16 protein-coding genes are annotated in these 20,764 nt (G+C 62.8%); 5 read left to right on the forward strand and 11 right to left on the reverse strand.

From position 1 onward, the window contains the following. Positions 1–118: 118 nt before the first annotated feature. Together gyrA and mtnA are read right to left on the reverse strand one after the other, a co-directional pair. Positions 119–2,890 (reverse strand): DNA gyrase subunit A, encoded by a 2,772-nt coding sequence (gyrA, locus tag AC3RCM_RS20855; RefSeq protein ID WP_064492639.1) that lies wholly within the window; start codon positions 2,888–2,890, stop codon positions 119–121. A 365-nt stretch (positions 2,891–3,255) separates the two neighbouring features. Then, positions 3,256–4,332, reverse strand: coding sequence for an S-methyl-5-thioribose-1-phosphate isomerase (gene mtnA / locus AC3RCM_RS20860; RefSeq protein ID WP_020192573.1), 1,077 nt, complete (start codon positions 4,330–4,332; stop codon positions 3,256–3,258). A 110-nt stretch (positions 4,333–4,442) separates the two neighbouring features. Between mtnA and ubiG the strand changes: the two genes are divergently transcribed. From ubiG to AC3RCM_RS20875, 3 genes are all read left to right on the forward strand, one after another. Further along, entirely contained in the window at positions 4,443–5,141 is a 699-nt protein-coding gene (gene ubiG / locus AC3RCM_RS20865) for a bifunctional 2-polyprenyl-6-hydroxyphenol methylase/3-demethylubiquinol 3-O-methyltransferase UbiG (RefSeq protein WP_003252662.1), read from the forward strand. 2 nt (positions 5,142–5,143) lie between these two features. Continuing rightward, complete coding sequence (gene mupP, locus AC3RCM_RS20870) at positions 5,144–5,815, forward strand: N-acetylmuramic acid 6-phosphate phosphatase MupP (RefSeq protein WP_010952803.1); 672 nt, start codon at positions 5,144–5,146, stop codon at positions 5,813–5,815. A 157-nt stretch (positions 5,816–5,972) separates the two neighbouring features. Then, a complete protein-coding gene (locus tag AC3RCM_RS20875) occupies positions 5,973–6,713 on the forward strand; it encodes a YciK family oxidoreductase (protein WP_003252656.1) in 741 nt (246 codons plus the stop codon). Between the two features lie 118 nt (positions 6,714–6,831). On the opposite strand, the gene AC3RCM_RS20880 is transcribed toward AC3RCM_RS20875, so the two are convergent. The 7 genes from AC3RCM_RS20880 to AC3RCM_RS20910 form a co-directional block, all read right to left on the reverse strand. Then, entirely contained in the window at positions 6,832–7,617 is a 786-nt protein-coding gene (locus AC3RCM_RS20880) for an iron-containing redox enzyme family protein (protein ID WP_010952802.1), read from the reverse strand. 30 nt (positions 7,618–7,647) lie between these two features. Continuing rightward, positions 7,648–10,104: an EAL domain-containing protein gene (locus tag AC3RCM_RS20885; protein WP_492629123.1), complete on the reverse strand. Its 2,457-nt coding sequence runs from the start codon at positions 10,102–10,104 to the stop codon at positions 7,648–7,650. A gap of 286 nt (positions 10,105–10,390) precedes the next feature. Then, positions 10,391–12,223 (reverse strand): ABC transporter ATP-binding protein, encoded by a 1,833-nt coding sequence (locus AC3RCM_RS20890; protein ID WP_492629124.1) that lies wholly within the window; start codon positions 12,221–12,223, stop codon positions 10,391–10,393. Then, positions 12,216–12,848 (reverse strand): DsbA family protein, encoded by a 633-nt coding sequence (locus tag AC3RCM_RS20895; protein WP_198748309.1) that lies wholly within the window; start codon positions 12,846–12,848, stop codon positions 12,216–12,218. The genes AC3RCM_RS20890 and AC3RCM_RS20895 overlap by 8 nt, the downstream gene beginning before the upstream one ends. A gap of 3 nt (positions 12,849–12,851) precedes the next feature. Then, entirely contained in the window at positions 12,852–13,784 is a 933-nt protein-coding gene (gene trhO / locus AC3RCM_RS20900) for an oxygen-dependent tRNA uridine(34) hydroxylase TrhO (protein WP_492629125.1), read from the reverse strand. Positions 13,785–14,011: 227 nt separating this feature from the next. Next, positions 14,012–14,308, reverse strand: coding sequence for a BolA family protein (locus AC3RCM_RS20905; RefSeq protein WP_010952797.1), 297 nt, complete (start codon positions 14,306–14,308; stop codon positions 14,012–14,014). 10 nt (positions 14,309–14,318) lie between these two features. Continuing rightward, positions 14,319–14,843 carry a DUF2059 domain-containing protein gene (locus AC3RCM_RS20910; RefSeq protein ID WP_010952796.1) on the reverse strand — a complete coding sequence of 175 codons (525 nt, stop codon included), beginning with the start codon at positions 14,841–14,843 and terminating at the stop codon, positions 14,319–14,321. Between the two features lie 154 nt (positions 14,844–14,997). Here AC3RCM_RS20910 and AC3RCM_RS20915 point away from each other — a divergent pair, with 154 nt between their 5' ends. Then, positions 14,998–16,392, forward strand: a complete 1,395-nt coding sequence (locus AC3RCM_RS20915) for a class II fumarate hydratase (RefSeq protein ID WP_064492642.1) — start codon at positions 14,998–15,000, stop codon at positions 16,390–16,392. Positions 16,393–16,586: 194 nt separating this feature from the next. Beyond that, positions 16,587–17,645 carry an IS110-like element ISPpu11 family transposase gene (locus AC3RCM_RS20920; protein ID WP_098316384.1) on the forward strand — a complete coding sequence of 353 codons (1,059 nt, stop codon included), beginning with the start codon at positions 16,587–16,589 and terminating at the stop codon, positions 17,643–17,645. Between the two features lie 301 nt (positions 17,646–17,946). On the opposite strand, the gene AC3RCM_RS20925 is transcribed toward AC3RCM_RS20920, so the two are convergent. Further along, complete coding sequence (locus tag AC3RCM_RS20925) at positions 17,947–18,900, reverse strand: DMT family transporter (RefSeq protein ID WP_104887173.1); 954 nt, start codon at positions 18,898–18,900, stop codon at positions 17,947–17,949. 284 nt (positions 18,901–19,184) lie between these two features. Continuing rightward, positions 19,185–20,678 carry a polyphosphate:AMP phosphotransferase gene (gene pap, locus AC3RCM_RS20930; protein WP_492629126.1) on the reverse strand — a complete coding sequence of 498 codons (1,494 nt, stop codon included), beginning with the start codon at positions 20,676–20,678 and terminating at the stop codon, positions 19,185–19,187. Positions 20,679–20,764: the final 86 nt, after the last annotated feature.

Here is a 20,764-nt window from a genome sequence, read left to right on the forward strand (position 1 = left end):
GTGCCATCTACCGCAGTGTCTGCTTCGCGGGCATGCCCGCTCCCACAAGGCCGGGCTTTGCCAGCTGTTATCAGTCAAACGGGGCGACCTTGGTCGCCCCGCTCGGGTTTACGCTTGCTTACTCTTGCGGGGCCTCGTCGGCACCTGCAGCTTCTTCATTTTCATTGTCTGGCGCTACAGCCTCGACACCCTCCTCGTCCGTCTCGATCACTGCATCGAGTTCGTCCTCGGACGGCTCCTGGATACGCTCCAGGCCCACCAGTGTCTCATCGGCCGCCAGCTTGATCAGCGTAACGCCCTGGGTGTTGCGGCTGAGGCTGGACACCTCGCCAACCCGGGTGCGAACTAGCGTGCCCTGGTCGGAAATCAGCATGATCTCCTCGCCTTCCTGCACCTGGATCGCCCCGATCAGCAAGCCGTTGCGCCCTTTGGTACCCATGGCGATCACACCCTGGCCACCGCGGCCGCGACGCGGGAACTTGGACAACGGGGTGCGCTTGCCAAAGCCACGCTCGGAGGCGGTGAGGATCTGCGAGCCGGACTCCGGGATCAGCATCGAAATGATCCGCTGGCCTTTGCCCAGCTTCATGCCGCGCACACCACGGGCGTTGCGGCCCATTTCACGCACGACGCTCTCGGCAAAGCGAATGACCTTGCCAGCGTCGGAGAACATCATGACTTCCTTGGCGCCATCGGTGATGGCCGCGGCAATCAGGGTGTCCCCTTCCTTCAGCTTCAGGGCGATCAGGCCGTTGGAGCGCGGACGGGCGAACTGCACCAGCGGGGTCTTCTTGACGGTACCGGAAGCGGTCGCCATGAAGATGTACGCACCGGTCGGCTCTGCAACCCACTCCGGGGTGTCGCCGTCTTCTTCGTCGACTTCCTCGGCCTCTACCAGCTCACCCTCGAGCACGGTGTCTTCAGCCTCGTCCAGTTCTTCGTCGAGGTCGGCGTTCTGCTGCAGTGCTTCGAGGTCGATCTGCAGCATGGCGGTGATGCGCTCACCCTCCTCCAGCGGCAGCAGGTTGACCAGCGGACGACCGCGGGCAGCGCGGGACGCTTCGGGGATTTCGTAGGTCTTCTTCCAGTAAACCTTGCCCTTGCTGGAGAACAGCAACAGGGTGGCATGGCTGTTGGCGACCAGCAGGTGCTCGATGTAGTCCTCGTCCTTCACGCCGGTCGCCGACTTGCCTTTGCCGCCGCGGCGCTGGGCCTGGTAGGCGGACAATGGCTGGGTCTTGGCATAACCACCATGGGAGATGGTGACCACGCGCTCTTCTTCCGGGATCATGTCGCCGTAGTTGAGGTCGTGGCTGGCATTGAGGATTTCGGTGCGGCGCACATCGCCGTACTCGGCACGAATGGCCTCCAGCTCCTCGCGAATCACTTCCATCAGGCGCTCGGCGCTGCTGAGGATGCGGATCAACTCGCCAATCTGCTCGAGGATCTCCTGGTACTCGGCCAGCAGCTTCTCGTGCTCCAGGCCGGTCAGGCGGTGCAGGCGCAGGTCGAGAATGGCCTGGGCCTGTTCCGGCGACAGGAAGTACTTGCCGTCATGCAGGCCGTACTGCTCGGGCAGGTCCTCAGGGCGGCAGGAATCGGCGCCGGCGCGCTCGACCATGACCTGCACGGCACTGGATTCCCACGGCGTGGAGACCAGGGCTTCCTTGGCTTCGGACGGCGTCGGCGAGGCCTTGATCAGGGCAATGACCGGGTCGATGTTGGACAGCGCAACCGCCTGGCCTTCAAGGATATGGCCACGTTCACGGGCCTTGCGCAGCTCGAATACGGTACGGCGGGTCACCACTTCACGGCGGTGGCGGACGAACGCTTCGAGCAGGTCCTTGAGGTTGAGCAGGCGCGGACGGCCGTCGACCAGGGCCACCACGTTGATGCCGAATACGCTCTGCAGCTGGGTTTGCTGGTAGAGGTTGTTGAGCACCACCTCCGGCACCTCGCCGCGACGCAGCTCGATGACGATGCGCATGCCGTCCTTGTCGGACTCGTCGCGCAGCTCGGTGATGCCTTCGATCTTCTTCTCTTTGACCAGCTCGGCGATCTTTTCGATCAGGCGCGCCTTGTTCAGCTGGTACGGCAGCTCGGTGATCACGATCTGCTGGCGGCCGCCAACCTTGTCGATGTCCTCGATCTCGGAGCGGGCGCGCATGTAGATGCGGCCACGGCCGGTGCGATAGGCCTCGATGATGCCCTGGCGACCGTTGATGATGCCGGCAGTCGGGAAGTCCGGACCAGGGATGAACTGCATCAGCTCATCGATGGTGACTTCAGGGTTGTCGATGAGCGCCAGGCAGCCATCGATGACCTCGCCGAGGTTATGCGGCGGAATGTTGGTCGCCATGCCCACGGCAATACCGCTGGAACCGTTGACCAGCAGGTTGGGAATACGCGTCGGCATGACCGCCGGGATCTGCTCGGTGCCGTCGTAGTTGGGCACCCAGTCGACGGTTTCCTTGTGCAGGTCCGCCAGCAGTTCGTGGGCCAGTTTGGTCATGCGCACTTCGGTGTATCGCATGGCGGCAGCGTTGTCGCCGTCCACCGAACCGAAGTTGCCCTGGCCGTCGACCAGCAGGTAGCGCAACGAGAACGGCTGGGCCATACGCACGATGGTGTCGTAGACCGCAGTGTCGCCGTGCGGGTGGTACTTACCGATCACGTCACCGACCACACGGGCGGATTTCTTGTACGGCTTGTTCCAGTCGTTGCCCAGTTCGCTCATCGCATAGAGAACGCGGCGATGCACGGGCTTCAAGCCGTCACGCGCATCGGGCAGCGCTCGCCCGACAATCACGCTCATCGCGTAGTCGAGGTAAGACTGTCTCAGTTCGTCTTCGATATTGACCGGGAGGATTTCTTTGGCCAGTTCGCCCATGAGAAGCCTGATTCCTTTTTCTGGTGAAACTTCGCAGCTCCATCAAGGGCCGAACGAAGCTCGCCGCCGCAGCGCATAAGGGTGCGACGACTTACGACAAATCAATGAGTTGTGCCATGGATCTGCGCAATGAAGGCCGCCGTGATGGGCGGTCTTGGAAACTGCCGGATGTTATCACAAACGCGGGGGCGGTGGGGAGAGGTGGCAGTTGGTCTCAGCCGCGTTTGAAACCTGGTTTCTGTATTGCCTGCACCGGCCTCTTCGCGGGCTCGCCCGCTCCCACAGGTTCACCACAGCCCCAAGGCCATGCGATATCCCTGTGGGAGCGGGCAAGCCCGCGAAAAGGCCGGTGAGGCGATACAAAATCAGTGCAGGCGCTTGCGGCAAACCAGCTGAGCCAGCTTGGCAGCATCCGGGCGCTCGACGATGCCGCGCTCGGTCACGATCACATCGATCAGGTCGGCCGGCGTCACATCGAACACCGGGTTGAACACCTCGACACCCGGCGACACCCGGGTACCGCCGAAGTCCAGCCACTCGTCGGCGTCACGCTCCTCCAGCGGGATATCCTCACCCGTGGCCAGGTTCAGGTCGATGCTGGTGCTCGGCGCCACGACCATGAAGCGCACGCCATGGTGCATGGCACTGACGGCCAACTGATAGGTGCCGATCTTGCCGGCCATGTCGCCATTGGCAGCGATGCAGTCCGCCCCCACCACCACCCAGGTGATGCCCTTGGTCTTCATGAGGTGGGCCAGCGCCGAGTCGGCACAAAGGGTCACCGGGATGCCCTCGTTGGCCAGCTCCCAGCCGGTCAGGCGCGAGCCCTGCAGCCAAGGGCGAGTCTCACCGGCATAAACCCGCTCGACCATGCCTTCCAGGTAGCCGGCACGGATCACCCCCAGTGCGGTGCCAAAGCCACCACTGGCAAGGGCGCCGGCGTTGCCGAAGGTGAGCAGGGCCTGGGCATTGCCCTGATGGCGACGGATCAGCTCGATACCCTGCTGGGCCATGGTCAGGTTGGCCTCACGGTCGCTGTCGTGAATGGCCACCGCTTCGGCCTCCAGCGCTGCCAGAACGTCTTCTTCCGGCCGCAGGCGCTGCAGGCGCTCGCGCATGCGGTTCAGCGCCCAGAACAAGTTGGCGGCAGTAGGGCGCGCCTCGGCGAGGGTGAGAAAGTCGTCTTCAAGGTCCATTTCCCAATCGCCGCCTTCGGCCAGCCGCTCTTCAAGGGCCAGTACCAGGCCGTAAGCTGCGGCAATACCGATCGCCGAGGCGCCGCGCACTGCCATGTCACGGATGGCTGCGGCCACCTGCGCAACATTGTCGCAGGCCAGCCAACGCTCCTCCGACGGCAGCAGGCGCTGGTCGAGCAGGTGCAAGGCGCCGCCCTGCCAGCGGATCGCGGTCACCTTCTCCGCCGCCAAAAGTCGCTCGCGCATCGCCTCTCCCCGTCATTCGGATATCAAAAACCGGCGATTATAGCGACCCTCGCGGCCAAGCGCTCGGGTATACTCCGGCGCAATTTTGCGAAGTTTCAGAGGACTGTTCAATGAGCAACGTCGACCGCGCCGAAATCGCCAAGTTCGAAGCGCTGGCCCACCGCTGGTGGGACCGCGAAAGCGAGTTCAAGCCGCTGCACGAAATCAACCCGCTGCGCGTCAACTGGATCGACGAGCGCGTCAGCCTGGCCGGCAAGAAAGTGCTGGACGTGGGTTGCGGTGGCGGCATCCTCAGCGAAGCCATGGCCCTGCGCGGCGCCACGGTCACCGGTATCGACATGGGCGAGGCGCCACTGGCGGTGGCTCAGCTGCACCAGCTGGAGTCCGGCGTGCAGGTGGAATACCGGCAGATCACCGCCGAAGCCCTGGCCGAGGAAATGCCTGAACAGTTCGACGTGGTCACCTGCCTGGAAATGCTCGAGCACGTGCCCGACCCGTCTTCGGTGATTCGCGCCTGCTACCGCATGGTCAAGCCGGGCGGCCAGGTGTTCTTCTCCACCATCAACCGCAACCCCAAGGCCTACCTGCTGGCCATCGTCGGCGCCGAGTACATCCTGAAGATGCTGCCGCGCGGCACCCATGACTTCAAGAAGTTCATCCGCCCGTCCGAGCTGGGCGCCTGGAGCCGCGATGCCGGCCTGCAGGTGAAGGACATCATCGGCCTCACCTACAACCCGCTGACCAAGCACTACAAGCTCAACAGCGACGTCGACGTCAACTACATGATCCAGACCCTGCGCGAGGAATAAGCATGCGTTTGCGAGCAGTACTCTTCGACATGGACGGCACCTTGCTGGACACGGCGCCGGACTTCATCGCCATTTGCCAGGCCATGCTCGCCGAACGCGGGCTGCCGGCCGTTGACGACAACCTGATCCGTGGCGTGATCTCGGGTGGCGCCCGCGCCATGGTTGCCACTGCGTTCGCCATGGACCCGGAGGCTGACGGCTTCGAGGCCCTGCGCCTGGAGTTCCTCGAGCGTTACCAGCGCGACTGCGCGGTGCACAGCAAGCTGTTCGAGGGCATGGCCGAGCTGCTGGCCGACATCGAGAAAGGCAACCTGCTGTGGGGCGTCGTCACCAACAAGCCGGTGCGCTTCGCCGAGCCGATCATGCAGCAACTGGGCCTGGCCGAGCGTTCGGCGTTGCTGATCTGCCCGGACCACGTGAAAAACAGCAAACCCGACCCCGAGCCGCTGATCCTGGCCTGCAAGACCCTGAACCTGGACCCGGCCAGTGTGCTGTTCGTTGGCGACGACCTGCGCGACATCGAGTCTGGCCGCGACGCAGGTACCCGCACGGCAGCAGTGCGCTACGGCTATATTCATCCAGAGGACAACCCCAACAACTGGGGTGCCGACGTGGTGGTGGACCACCCGCTGGAACTGCGCAAAGTGATCGACAGCGCGCTGTGCGGGTGCTGAACCCAGACCGATGACCGGGCACCGCCTTTTGTAGGAGCGGGTTCACCCGCGAATGCGTCCGATCAGGCGCCAGTGTTGTCCGGGCTGGCGCATTCGCGGGTGAACCCGCTCCTACAATTAGGCCCTGGCCGCCCACACGAACTCGAAGGACAGAACCATGTTCGACTACACCGCCCGCCCCGACCTGCTGCAAGGCCGGGTCATCCTGGTTACCGGTGCCGGCCGTGGCATTGGTGCCGCGGCTGCCAAGGCCTATGCCGCGCTGGGTGCCACCGTGCTGCTGCTGGGCAAGACCGAGGCCAACCTGAACGAGGTCTACGACCAGATCGAAGCCGCCGGCCACCCGCAGCCAGTGGTCATCCCGTTCAACCTGGAAACCGCCCTGCCACACCAGTACGACGAGCTGGCGGCCATGATCGAAGGCCAGTTCGGCCGCCTCGATGGCCTGCTCAACAATGCGTCGATCATCGGCCCGCGCACGCCGCTGGAACAGCTGTCGGGCGACAACTTCATGCGCGTGATGCACATCAACGTCAATGCCACCTTCATGCTCACCAGCACCCTGCTGCCGCTGCTGAAGCTGTCGGAAGACGCTTCGGTGGTGTTCACCAGCAGCAGCGTGGGGCGCAAGGGCCGGGCTTACTGGGGCGCCTATGGTGTGTCGAAGTTCGCCACCGAAGGCCTGATGCAGACCCTGGCCGATGAACTGGAAGGCGTGGCGCCGGTGCGCGCCAACAGTATCAACCCAGGCGCCACGCGCACGGCGATGCGGGCCCAGGCCTACCCCGGCGAGAACCCGCAGAACAACCCGCTGCCCGAAGAGATCATGCCGGTGTACCTGTACCTGATGGGGCCGGACAGCACAGGGGTGAACGGGCAGGCGTTCAACGCCCAATAAACCTGCATCGGCCTCTTCGCAGGCTTGCCCGCTCCCACAGGTAGGGCGCAGTCCTTGAGGGTTGCGGTGATCCCGTGGGAGCGGGCAAGCCCGCGAAGAGGCCGGTACAGGAAAGCGATCAGCCCGCAGCCAACGCCGGCCGCATACGGCCTTGCTGGCGCCCTTCCAGCTGCATGCAGCGCTCCAGGAACAGGAACATGCAGTCGTAGCTCTTGCAAATGGCCCTGCGCAGCTCGGTCCGCAACCCCAGGGTGGGGTTCTCACCGGCCAGGGTACAGATGATTTCCAGCGCCTCCCACGGGTGCGCATCGTCATACTGGGCATGCATCTTCAGCCACTTCATCGCCCGCTTGCGCCCTTCTTCAGGGAACCCCTGCGCATAGGTGTCGGTCGAGCACACCACCGCTGACCATTCACCGGTCGCGCCTTCGATGGCGTAGTTGGTCGCTGCCATGGAAATAGCCAGGTTCTCGGTAGCGCACACTCGCCAGCACCAGTCGTTCAGGCCGTTCAGCTCGGGCGGCACTTCTTGCGCCTGCAACTCGTGCAGGTGCACACCGTGCGCCTGGCACCAGTTCACCCAGTAGTCGGCGTGGTTGAGCTCGACGCGGATGTTGCGCATCAGCCAGCGCCGCGCCATGTCCTCGCCCTGATGCCGGCCATAGCGGGTCTTGGTCAGGTTATGCGCCATGTACAACGAAAACTGCTCCACCACCGGCCAGCCCCCGATCAGGTACTGACGGATGGTCGATTGCTTCAGCTGGCCATCGCGTAGTCGTGCATAAAACTCATGCTCAACCACCCGGCGCTTGCTCTCGCGGCAGTCTTCAATCAGTTGCTGGGCCCATTGGGGGTAACTGGCGGGGTCCATCAAAGGCCCGATACGAACGAATGCGTCAATCACTTTCAGCTCCTTGATCCTTGTGATTTCCAACTAGCGAAATGTGCCAGGTGCTCGCTGCAACAGAGGCCGGGCGGCGATCCGTTGGCGCTGCAGACTGTCACAGGTGAACACCTGGGGGCGTTCGATCAGGTAGCCCTGGGCGTAATCCACGCCTATTTCCTGCAAGGCCTGCTCGATCAAGGGTGTTTCGACGAACTCGGCAATCGTGCGCTTACCCATCACATGGCCGATATGGTTGATGACCTCGACCATGGCCCGGTTGACCGGGTCGTCGAGCATGTCCTTGACGAAACTGCCGTCAATCTTCAGGTAGTCCACGGGCAAATGCTTGAGATAGGCGAACGAGGACATGCCGGCGCAAAAATCATCGAGCGAGAAACGGCAACCCAGTCCTTTCAGCTCGTTGATGAAGCGAATGGCGCTGCCCAGGTTGGCAATGGCGCTGGTTTCGGTAATTTCAAAGCAGATCATTCGCGGCGGAATGGCGTATTCGACGAACAACCGCTGGAGGTATTCAAGGAACTTGTCGTCGCCAATGCTGGACCCCGACAGGTTGATGGCACAGGTCGACAACGGCCCTTCACGCCCTTCTTCCAGGCACTGGCGTATGACCATGAACACATTGCGCACCACCCAGCGGTCCAGCGCGGTCATCAGGCCGTAGCGCTCGGCCGCCGGGATGAAGCTGCTGGGCAGGATGGTGCGGCCGCTTTCGTCGTGCAGGCGCAACAGAATTTCGATATGGCCCGGGCCCTCGAAGGTTTTGAGCGGGGCGATTTCCTGGGCGTAGAGGCAAAAGCGGTTTTCTTCCAGGGCCACATGCAAGCGCTGGATCCAGGCCATTTCGCCAAAACGCATGGACAGTTCGCTGTCGTCGGCGTGGTACACCTGCACACGGTTTCGGCCCTTTTCCTTGGCCATGTAGCAGGCCATGTCGGCGGCGCGCAGCGAGGCTTCCAGGGTACCGGGGGCCTGGGCCATATGCACCAGGCCAATACTGACCGTGGTCACGAACGGCCGCCCTTTCCATACGAAGTGCAGGCTCTGCACCATCTGGCGCAGTTGTTCGCCAATGCGCTCGGCCTGGTCGGGCGGGCAGTTTTCCAGCAGCACGCCAAATTCATCGCCGCCCAGCCGCGCCAGCGTATCGCCCTCACGCAGGCCGGATTGCAGCACCGCGCAGATGTGCCGCAGCAACTCATCGCCGGCAGCGTGGCCACAGGTGTCGTTGACCAGCTTGAACTGGTCGAGGTCGAGGAACATCAGCGAATGCCGCCCGGCCTGGCGCGCCAGGTCGTTGAGCGCCTGCTCCAGGCGGTATTCGAACTCGCGGCGGTTGGCCAGCCCGGTCAGGGCGTCGTGGGTTGCCTGCCAGGACAGGTTGGCGATGTACTGGCGTTCCTGGGTCATGTCGTGCAGCACCAGCACGATGCCACTGACCTGGCCATCATTGAGGATCGGCGAGCCTACCAGGTTGATCGACACCGTACTGCCGTCCAGGCGCTGGATCAGCCGGGCATGCTCGGAGCCGCCCTTGAGGCTGCCGCTGAGCACCTGCTCGACCAAGCTGCGACCGTCCTCCTCGGCGTGTTCATCCAACAGGCTGAACAGTGCCGACAGCGGCAGGCCCTGGGCCTGGCCGGATTGCCAGTGGGTCAACTGCTCGGCGGCCGGGTTCATATAGCCGATACTGCCCTCGACATCGGTGGTGATTACCGCATCACCGATGGCCTGCAGGGTAATCTGGGCACGCTCTTTTTCTTCCTGCAGGGCACTGGCAAAGGCCTGGCGCTGGGCCAACAGCTTGCTGGAGCGGCGCCAGGCAATGGCGATCAGGAACATCGCGGTCAGCAGGTTGGTGATCAGCAGCACCCGCAGCAACATGCGCGAGCCTTCGCCCAAGGCATCACTGAAAGCCTTGGCCGCCGGGGTCACGCCTTCGTTGATGGCGACAATGCGGGCCTTCCAATCGCTGACAGTGTCTGGATCCGCCGGGCCATTGGCAAAACGCTGGCGCATTTCACCGGCCAGTACATCCAGCTTGGCCAGATAGTCGTCACCGATGTCCCAGTAATCGATGGCTGTCTGCATATAGCTGACATGGCGAAAGTTGCGGTAGAACCAGATGATCCGATCGACATCGTCAGGGTGGTTGCCACCTTGCAGAACCGCCTGTCGCGCGGCGTCCAGATCAGGGCTGGGGTGGTCGAGCACCTCGCGCAGACGATGGTCACCCTGGGGCACGGTAATGGCCTGGCGATAGCGCTGGTAGGTGCTGTCGTCCTGCGTCTCGCCGTACAGACTGAGGTAGTAGATGGCATCTTTCTGCGCCTTGGACCACAGGCTTTCGCCCGCGACATAGGCACGCACGGCCGAGAGCGTATAAAGGCTGAGGCTGCCCAGCGCCACCTGAAGGACCACGACGGCGATGAAAGGCCAGGTGATGCCGAGCAACTTTGGCGCTTCGAGTGTGCGATGTCCCTTCATGGAGTCCCTGTCACAGAGCAGATAAGGCGTAAATCGACCCAGACAAGCACAGCGTAGGCCATTTGCCATCGCTGTGGCGGGGATTTTTATGACAAGGAATCGGGGATTTTTACAGCGTACGCGCTGGCCATTGTAGGAGCGGGTTTACCCGCGAAGAAGACACCGCGGTGGATGGCACGGGCTTCGCCCGTGTTCGCGGGCAAGCCCGCTCCCACAGGGTGGCACCAGCTTTTAGAAATTGAGCAAGACAGTTGCTCCCAAAAGCCCGGTGAAGGCAGCCAGATAATCAGCTCTGCTGCAGATGCCCATAAAGCTTGGCGTATAACCCACCCTCGGCAATCAGCTGCTGATGGTCGCCGTCTTCGGCCACGTGCCCGCCATCGAACACCAGCACCCGGTCGGCCTGTTTCACCGCCGACAAGCGGTGGGCGATGATCAGCGTGGTGCGGCCGCTGAGGAAGCACGCCAAGGCCTGATGCAGGTTGTACTCGGTGGCGGCATCCAGGGCTGAGGTGGCCTCGTCGAGGATCACCACCTTGGGCTCAGCCAGTACCATGCGGGCAATGGCCAGGCGCTGGCGCTGGCCACCGGACAAGCGCACGCCTGAACGCCCTACCACACTGTCCAGGCCCTGCGGCAAGGCGGCGATGGTGGCATCCAGCTGGGCGATGCGCAGCGCCTGCCAGCACGCATCATCGCTGCAGTCGCGGCCCATGGTCAGGTTGGCACGCACGCTGTCGTTGAACAGCGACGGGTGCTGCAACACCACCGCGACGTTCTCGCGCAGGGTTTCCAGGCCGATTTCCTGGAGGCTGGCCCCGCCAAAGCGGATGGTCCCGGCCTGGGCGCTGTAAAGGCCCAGCAGTAGCTGCACCAGCGTGCTCTTGCCGCCGCCGCTGGCACCGACAATCGCCACCTTCTCACCCGCAGCGATGGACAGGTCGAGGTGCTCGAGCACCGGCTCGTCGGCATAGGCAAAGCGCAGGTCGCGCACTTCAATGCCCACCGTTTCGCGCCCGGCGAACGGGTCGCTGGCGGCCGGGTATTGCGGCTCGTCGGCACGCGCCAGCAGCTCGTTGAGGCGGCTCAGCGCACCGCCTGCGGCGTAGTACGCATATTGCAGATTAAGCAGTTGCTCCACCGGACCGATCATGAACCACAGGTAGCTGAACACCGCCAGCATCTGGCCGATCGACAGGTCGGAAAACAGCACGGTCAGCATCGCCGCCGCGCGGAAGATGTCGATGCCGAACTGGAACAGCAGGCCACTGGCACGGCCACTGGCATCGCTTTTCCATTGCGAGTCCACGGCGTAATCGCGCACCTCGCGGGCACGCAAGCCCAGGCGGCCAAGGAAGTAGCCCTGGCGGTTGCCGGCGCGGATTTCCTGGATGGCATCGAGGGTTTCCGCCAGCGCCTGGGTAAAGCGCGCGGTGCTGTCGTTTTCGAGCTTTTTCAGGTGCTTGACGCGCTTGCCCAACTGCACGGTGAAGTAGATCACCAGCGGGTTGAACAGCAAGATCAGAAAGGCCAGTTGCCAGTGCATCCAGATCAGGATGGCCGCCGTGCCGGTCAGTGTCAGCATGGCCACCAGGAAGCGGCTGAGGGTTTCGCCAACGAACTTGTCCAGGGTGTCCAGGTCGGTGACCAGGTGGGTGGTCACCGTGCCGCTGCCCAGGCTTTCGTACTCTTTCAGCGAAATACGCTTGAGGCGCTCGATCAGGCGGATGCGCAGGCGGTAGACGATGTCCTTGGCCAGCCCGGCGAACAGCTTGGACTGGATCACGTTGAAGGCCAACGCAGCCAGGCGCAGGCACAGGGTGAGCGCCAGCATCAGGCCGATGTAGCCGGCTGCCACCTGCCAGCTGGACGGCAGCAGATGGTTCATCCACTTCAGCGCCGCATCGCCATGGCCGAGCAGTACTTCGTCCACCAACAGCGGCAGCAGCAGCGGAATGGGCACACTGCAACACGCCGCCAGTAACGCAATGAGGTTGGCGGACCAGAGGTTTTTCTTGTGATGCAGGGCCAGGCGGCGGATTTCCGCCCAGCTCAGCCGATCGCCCGCAGTGTATGGCTTGCCCGGTACCGGGTCGGGTGACCCTGGTACATCAAGCACAGGCGGCCTGCTGCAGCCAGCGGCTGAGCAAGGGTTGCAGGCGCTCCAGCGGCTGGTAGCCGTTGGTCAGCAAGGCCAGTTGACCATTGCGCTCGGCCAGCAGGGTCGGGAACCCGGCAATACCCAGGTCCTGGGCCCAGGCGAAGTCGGCCGCGGTGGCGGCGCGGGTATCGGCACGGGCGAAGGCTTCGGCGAACGCGGCACGGTCGAAGCCACACTGCGAGGCCAGCTCGACCAACTGCGGCGCGGTGGTCACATCGATGCCCTGTTCGTAGAACGAACGCTGGATCAACGCCAGCAGCGGCCAGACGCGCTCGGCATCCAGCTCGCGGGCCGTGACCAGGGCGCGGCAGGCCGGCTCGGTGTCGTAGACGAAGCCGTCCGGCATGGCCCCCTCGAAGCGGAACGGCTGGCCGGTAGCATCAGCCACCGCCTGCCAGTGTTCCAGGATGTACTTGCGAGTGGAGCTGTCCAGGGCGCTGCCGCCGGTACGCAGCCCGCCCGTTACCAAGCGGGCGGGCACGCCTGCCTCACGCGCCTGGGCGATCAGGGCCGCGGCCACTGGCGCAAAACCCCAGCACCAGGAGCACATCGGGTCCATCACATAGATCAGGCGTGCAGACATGCTTCAAGCCTCGGCTTTGTAGTTGTAACCGATCGGGTGCGGCAGGTTGCGGGCCTTGGCCAGCTCGATCTGCTTCTGCCGGTCGATGGCACTGCGTCGGGTCTTCTCGCTCAGGCTGTCCCAGCAATGCGGGCAGCTGACACCTGGCGAATAGTGCTCGGACGCGCGCTCCTCTGCATTGATCGGATGGCGGCAGGCGTGGCACTGGTCGTACTCGCCTTCGCTCAGGTCATGACGCACCGTGACCCGGTTGTCGAAGACGAAGCAGTCGCCGTCCCACAGGCTTTCTTCCTGAGGCACTTCCTCGAAGTATTTCAGGATGCCGCCCTTAAGATGATAGACCGACTCGAAGCCTTCACCGAGCATGTAGCTGGAGGCTTTTTCGCAACGGATGCCGCCGGTGCAGAACATGGCGACCTTCTTGTGCTTGCTCGGGTCGAAGTTGGCCTTGATGTACTCCGGGAACTCACGGAAGGTTTCAGTCTTCGGGTCGATGGCGCCCTTGAAGGTACCGATGGCCACTTCGTAGTCGTTGCGGGTGTCGATCAACAGCACTTCCGGGTCGCTGATCAGGGCGTTCCAGTCCTTGGGCTCGACATAGGTGCCAACGGCCTGGTTGGGGTCTACGCCCGGCACACCGAGGGTGACGATCTCTTTCTTGAGCTTGACCTTGGTGCGGTAGAACGGCTGTTCGTCGCAGTACGATTCTTTGTGATCGATATCGACCAGACGCGGGTCGCCGCGCAACCAGGCCAGCAGGCCATCAATGCCTTCCCGGGTGCCCGACACGGTGCCGTTGATGCCCTCCTGGGCCAGCAGCAGGGTGCCTTTGACGTTGTTGTCGAGCATGGTCTTGAGCAGCGGCTCGCGCAGCTCGACGTAGTCTTCCAGGGTAACGAACTTGTACAGCGCCGCGACGACGATGGCTTGAGACATGTAACGGAATCTCCAGGTGGCTGCCCTCGTAAGGGGCGGACCGGGTTTGACAGGTACAGAAAAAGCAGGGGGGCGCTTTGTGCCCCTTTCGCGACACAAGGCCGCTCCCACAGGGACCGCGTAACCCGATGGCTAGTGCGGTTCCTGTGGGAGCGGCCTTGTGTCGCGAAAGGGCCGCAAAGCGGCCCCCGGATCTTGCAGGATTCTACCAGAACAACAGAAAGGTTTCAGTGCCCGCCGCCGGCGCACACCGGCGAGGCCGGAGCAACGCCGACCTTGGCCCACTCTTCGGCGGTGTAGGTGTGGATGGCCAGGGCATGGATCTCGCCCATCAGTTCACCCATGGTGGCGTACACCTTCTGGTGGCGCTTGACGCTGTTCAACCCGGCGAACTGCTCGCTGACGATCACCGCCTTGTAGTGGGTCTCCTGACCACGACTGTGCATGTGACTTTCGTTGAGCACTTCCAGGTGTTGCGGCGCCAGCGCGGCCAGTTGCTGTTCGATACGTTGTTGCATGGTCATTGCGGCGTACTCACTTCTTCGCTGGGGCGGCGGCCTTGCCTGCGTTCGGGTCCAGCTCTTTGGTCATGTCTTCCAGCAGCTTGTTCACCACCGGTACTGCTGGCTCCAGGCTCTGCTGGGTCAACTGTGCCGACTGCTGGGTGACCTTGGGCATTTCACGCAGCACTTTCTTGCCCAGCGGCGATTCGTAGAACTTGACCAGGTCCTTCAGCTCCTGCTCGGTGAAGGTCCGGGTGTACAGGTCGACCATCTTCGGCTTCAGCTTGTTCCAGCCGATGGCGTTGTCCAGCGCGGCATTGGCCTTGGCCTGGTAGCTTTCCAGCACGGGCTGCTTGGCGGCCGGGGCCTTGGTCTGGGCGAAACGCTGGGCGAACATCTGCTGCACTTGCATGTACACCGGGGTGCCCAGCTTGTCGGCGTTGGCCAGGGTCAGGAATTTCTCGGCAGCAGCGTTGTGGCTGGCGGTGGCAGCGAGTACCTGGCCGCTGGCGCAAACCAGGGCAACGGCGGCACAAAGGACACGGAGACGGGTCATTGCATTTCCTTCAAAGAGGGGGAGGCGGGCACCTCAGAGTAGAGCATTCTGCGCCGTGGTGGCGATGTGCTCAAGTGGCACGACGAGCGACGGAACCGCTCGGTCGAATCAGGGCCTAAACTGCGATTTCGAACTACACAGGAGTGAGTACAGAATGAGCCGTATCGAGACAGACAGCCTGGGCCCGGTCGAAGTTCCGGAGGACGCCTACTGGGGTGCGCAGACCCAGCGTTCGCTGATCAACTTCGCCATTGGCAAGGAACGCATGCCCCTCGCGGTATTGCACGCCCTGGCACTGATCAAGAAGGCCGCGGCGCGCGTCAACGACCGCAATGGCGACCTGCCGGCCGACATCGCCCGGTTGATCGAACAGGCCGCCGATGAAGTGCTGGATGGCCAGCACGACGATCAGTTCCCGCTCGTCGTCTGGCAGACGGGCAGTGGCACCCAGAGCAACATGAACGTCAACGAGGTGATCGCCGGACGCGCCAACGAACTGGCCGGCAAAGGCCGTGGCGGCAAGGCGCCAGTACACCCAAATGACCACGTCAACCGCTCGCAGAGCTCCAACGACTGCTTCCCCACCGCCATGCACATTGCGGCAGCCCAGGCGGTGCATGAAAAGCTGCTGCCGGCCGTCACTGAACTGTCTTCGGGGCTGGCCGAGCTGTCGATGCGTCACCACAAGCTGGTAAAAACCGGCCGCACGCACATGATGGACGCCACGCCGATTACCTTCGGCCAGGAAGTGTCGGCCTTCGTCGCCCAGCTCGATTACGCCCAGCGCGCTATCCGCGCCACCCTGCCGGCGGTGTGCGAACTGGCCCAGGGCGGCACTGCCGTGGGTACCGGGCTCAACGCCCCGCAGGGTTTTGCCGAGGCCATCGCGGCCGAGCTGGCGGCGCTGTCCGGCCTGCCGTTCATCACTGCACCCAACAAGTTCGCCGCCCTCGCCGGCCACGAACCGCTGACCAGCCTGGCGGGGGCCCTGAAGACCCTGGCCGTGGCCCTGATGAAAATCGCCAACGACCTGCGCCTGCTGGGGTCCGGCCCTCGCGCCGGGCTTGCCGAGGTGCGCCTGCCAGCCAACGAGCCGGGCAGCTCGATCATGCCGGGCAAGGTCAACCCCACCCAGTGCGAGGCGCTGTCGATGCTGGCCTGCCAGGTACTGGGCAACGACGCAGCCATCGGCTTTGCCGCCAGTCAGGGGCATTTGCAGTTGAATGTGTTCAAGCCGGTGATCATCCATAACCTGCTGCAATCCATCGAGTTGCTGGCCGATGGTTGCCGCAACTTCCAGCAGCATTGCGTGGCAGGTATCGAGCCGGATGCCGAGCAGATGGCCGCGCACCTGGAGCGCGGGTTGATGCTGGTGACGGCGCTGAACCCGCATATTGGCTATGACAAGGCGGCAGAAATTGCCAAGAAGGCTTACAGCGAGGGCAAGACCTTGCGCGAGGCGGCCTTGGCGTTGAAGTACCTGACCAATGAGCAGTTCGACCAGTGGGTGCGGCCGGAGAACATGCTGGCGCCGGGCGGCAAGGGCTGACTGCTCTGTAGCCTGTACCGGCCCTTTCGCGGGTAAACCCGCTCCTACGCCGAGAGGCGAATCCATCGTAATCGATGGACTCGCCCCCGCCGAGGCATCACAGTGCCACGGTGGTGTTCGAAGAAGCCAACGGCAGCGAGGGCGAGACCATGAAAAAGCATAGTTCGAAACACGATTCCCTGTCTTCCACTGATGTGGAGCTTTGCACAACCATCTGCGTAGACCTGGCCAAACAGGTCTTCCAATTAGCAGGCGAGGACGCTACTGGTCGGGTGATCTACGAAGATCGCATCAAATCCCGCCAAGCGTTCCACGATTTCCTGCTCAGGCTGCCAACGACCGTGGCCGTCTTGATGGAGTGCGGTCCAGGTGCACAAGCCTGGGCCAGACTGCTGCAGGCCAAAGGTAATCCGGTTCGCATCCTGCCGGCGCAACGTGTCGCCGAACATCGCAGCGGTGCTAAGAACGATCGTAACGACTGCTATGCCATTTTGCGTGCCGGTCGCGATACGAGCATCGCTTCGATACCGATCAAGAGCACCACAGCACTGGCTATTCAAGCGCTGCACCGTATCCGGCGCGGTAACATCAAGCGACATACCGCGCTGGGTAATCAGATCCGTGGTTTGCTACTCGAGCATGGCGTATCCATGCCCCAGGGCGATGCCGCGATCAATAAGCATGTGCCTCAGGCGCTTGAGGATGCTTCCTTGCCTCTACCCGACCTGTTGCGCGAGTTGCTCGATGAGTTGCTGATGGACTGGTTGTCTCTAGGTGAACGCATAGCGGCGCTGAGCCGCCGGCTCGAAGCGACTGCCCAAGAGGATAAAGTCGCTCAGCGACTGATCACCATTCGCGGCGTCGGCCCTATCATTGCCACGGCGATCGTGGCGAAACAGACCGACCCCAGCCGCTTCGCCAGTGGCCGAATGTATTCCGCCTTCTTCGGTATCGTGCCCGATCAGCACAGCAGCGGAAACAAAATCAGATTGGGCAAGATGAGCAAGCGCGGTGACGGCTACATACGCAGCCTGATGATCCAGGGCGCGCATGCTGTCTTGAGTCAGTTAAGGCCTGATTCCGATCAGCCAGATGATCGCCGCCTCTTGCGCTGGCTATCCCGCCTTGGGCGCAAGGAGGCGGCGATCAGGCTGGCTAATCGAAATCTGCGGATTATCTGGGCCCTGTTACAGAGCGATCAGGTTTACCAACGCAAACCGAACGAAAAACCGGAGGCGGCTATGAGCCTCTGACCAACCGGGTAATGCCACCGGGGCGCTAGGCGCTCCAACCCCTGCTAGTGAACATTGACCCTAGGTAAGACCGTCGCAGACCGATGCCTCCGCTCCTACAGGCCTGATAGTGGCCTCAATGTAAACGGCACACTGCGAGCTCACCACGATGTTGGCCAGAAGCAAAAAGCTTCCTCGAACAGGCCTGATACATAGATGCAACCGGGTTCCTATGTTCAAAAAAGCAGCTAGACAGTGTGGGCGAGTCCATACATAGGAGCGGGTTCACCCGCGAAAGGGCCGGTACAGGCAATCGACAGACCTAGGCCAACCGCGCCCTGCGGGCCCGCCAACCTGCTACCAGCGAGGGCCCCAGCGCCACCAGCGCCGAACCGAACACCACCGTGACCGCCCCCAAATAGCCAAGGGCATTGATGTCCTCGGCATGCACATACTCAGGCCACACCCATGCTGCCAGCGCTACCGCAACAAAGGTCACCAGCGGGGTCAGCGCCAGCGTGGCACTTACCCGCGACGCCTCCCAGTGCGCCAGCGCTTCGGCGAACGCGCCGTAAGCCACCAGGGTGTTCAGGCAACAGGCCAGCAGCAGCCAGCCTTGCACCGGGGTCAGTTGCAAGGCCTCCAGCGGGTGCACCCAAGGTGTCAGCAACGCAGCGCAGCTGAGGTAGATCACCATCATCACCTGCTGCGAGTGCCACACGGTCAGCAACTGCTTCTGGCTCAGGGCGTAGAACACCCAGATGCTGGTCGCCAGCAAGATGGTCAACACGCCGGTGGTGTAGGTACCCAGCGAAGTCAGCAGCTCTTCCAGGCGCTGGTTGAAGAACAGGCCAAACCCTGCCAGCAGCACCAACAGGCCCATGCCCTGCCCCACACTGAAGCGCTCGCGGAACACGAACACGCTGGCCACCAGCAACAGCACCGGGCCGATCTGTACCACCAGTTGTGCAGTGCCCGGGCTAAGCAGTTTGAGACCGATCAGGTAGAGCACGTAGTTGCCCATCAGGCCGAGCACCGCAACCAGCACCAGGCCCTTGCCCCTGGGCGCCAGCTTGCGTATGGACGGCAAACGCCGGTTAGCCGCCAGCCAGGCGAACAACAGGCTGCCGGAGACCAGCAGGCGGTACCAGGTGACAGTGATCGGGTCGACCACTTGCAATACCTGCTTGAGCTTGATCGGCAAGATGCCCCAGAGCAGCGCCGTCAGAAGTGCCAGGAACAGCCCATAGCCCCAGCGGCCAGAAGTGGTGTGCATAAAATCCTCGATCAAGCCCGTGGTGGGGGTTGTTGAATTCTACGGGGTTGGAGGACGGAGACGGTGGAGAGTGCCGAGAAAAGAATTCATCAGGTCATTCTTTTGGAGCATGGCTGGGGGGAGGTGTTGCCTGTGCTGACCCTTTCGCGGGTAAACCCGCTCCTACGGGAGCGTGAGCTGCGCCCCGGTGTTGGATTTTTTGTCCAACATCCGGGGCGCAGTCCAATCCGTCGTAGGAGCGGGTTTACCCGCGAAAGGGCCGAAACAGGCAACATCACATTCAGCTATTTCTTGTGCTTGGCAAACGCCGCTTCCAGCGCTTGGTTGATGGTGCGCACCACCTTCACCCGCGCCCAGCGCTTGTCATCGGCCTCCACCAGCGTCCAAGGGGCAATCTCGCTGCTGGTGCGGTCGACCATGTCGCCCACCGCCTGGGAGTACTCGTCCCACTTGTCGCGGTTGCGCCAGTCATCCTCGGTGATCTTGTAGCGTTTGAACGGAATCTGCTCACGCTCTTCGAAGCGCTCCAGTTGGGTCTGCTGGTCGATCGCCAGCCAGAACTTGACCACCACCACGCCGGCATCCACCAACTGCTCTTCAAAGTCGTTGATCTCGCTATAGGCACGCATCCAGTCAGCAGGGCTGCAGAAGCCTTCCACCCGCTCCACCAGCACCCGGCCATACCAGGAACGGTCGAAGATGGTGAACTTGCCCCGTGCCGGGATGTGCCGCCAGAACCGCCACAGGTACGGCTGGGCGCGCTCTTCTTCGGTCGGCGCGGCAATCGGCACGATACGGTACTGACGCGGGTCCAGCGCCGCCGCCACGCGGCGGATGGCGCCCCCCTTGCCGGCGGCGTCGTTGCCTTCGAACACCGCCACCAGGGCATGCCGGCGCATGCGCTTGTCACGCAGCAGGCCGGCCAGACGCGCCTGTTCGGTGATCAACTGTTCCTGATAGTCGGCCTTGTCCAGGCGCAAGGTCATGTCCAGGGCGCCGAGCAGGCTGCGGTCGTCAATGCTGTGGCCCAGCGGGGCCACGTTGCCCTGGTGCTTGCCCTTGGGATTATTGGCCAGCGCGGCTTGCAGGCTTTCCAGCAGGATGCGCCCCACCGCCAGGCTACGGTAATTCGGGTCTACCCCTTCGATGATGTGCCATGGCGCATAGTCACGGCTGGTGCGGCGCAGCACGCGCTCGCCAAAGCGCACAAAGCGGTCGTAGGTTTGCGATTGCTGCCAATCCAGCGGGCTGATCTTCCAACTGTGCAGCGGATCGTCCTTGAGCGATTTGAGCCGTGCCTTCATCTGCTTCTTGGACAGGTGGAACCAGAACTTGATGATCAGCGCACCTTCATCGCACAGCATCTCCTCCAGGCGTTCGGCACCGGTAATGGCCTGATCGAGCACGGCATCCTTGAACACCCCGTGCACCCGCCCCTGCAGCATCTGGCTGTACCAGTTACCAAAGAACACACCCATTCGCCCCTTGGGTGGCAAGGCCCGCCAATAGCGCCAGGCGGGTGGGCGGGCCAACTCTTCGTCGGTCTGCTGGTCGAAGGTGAGCACATCGATCATGCGCGGGTCCATCCACTCGTTGAGCAGTTTTACCGTCTCACCCTTGCCGGCGCCTTCAATGCCGTTGATCAGCACGATCACCGGAAAACGCGCCTGCTGCTTGAGTTCGTACTGGGCTTCGAGCAGGGCCTCGCGTAAAGCGGGTACCTCGGCGTCGTAAGCCTCCTTGTCGATGCTGTGGCCGATTTCGGCAGATTCGAACATGCACTGGCTCCTTCAATGGATAAGCAAGACTAGCGGATTTCATTTCGGCCTGTATTGACCTCTTCACCAATGAACGCGCTCCCACA

It is taken from the genome of Pseudomonas sp. GW823-FHT05G12, from assembly GCF_058795575.1.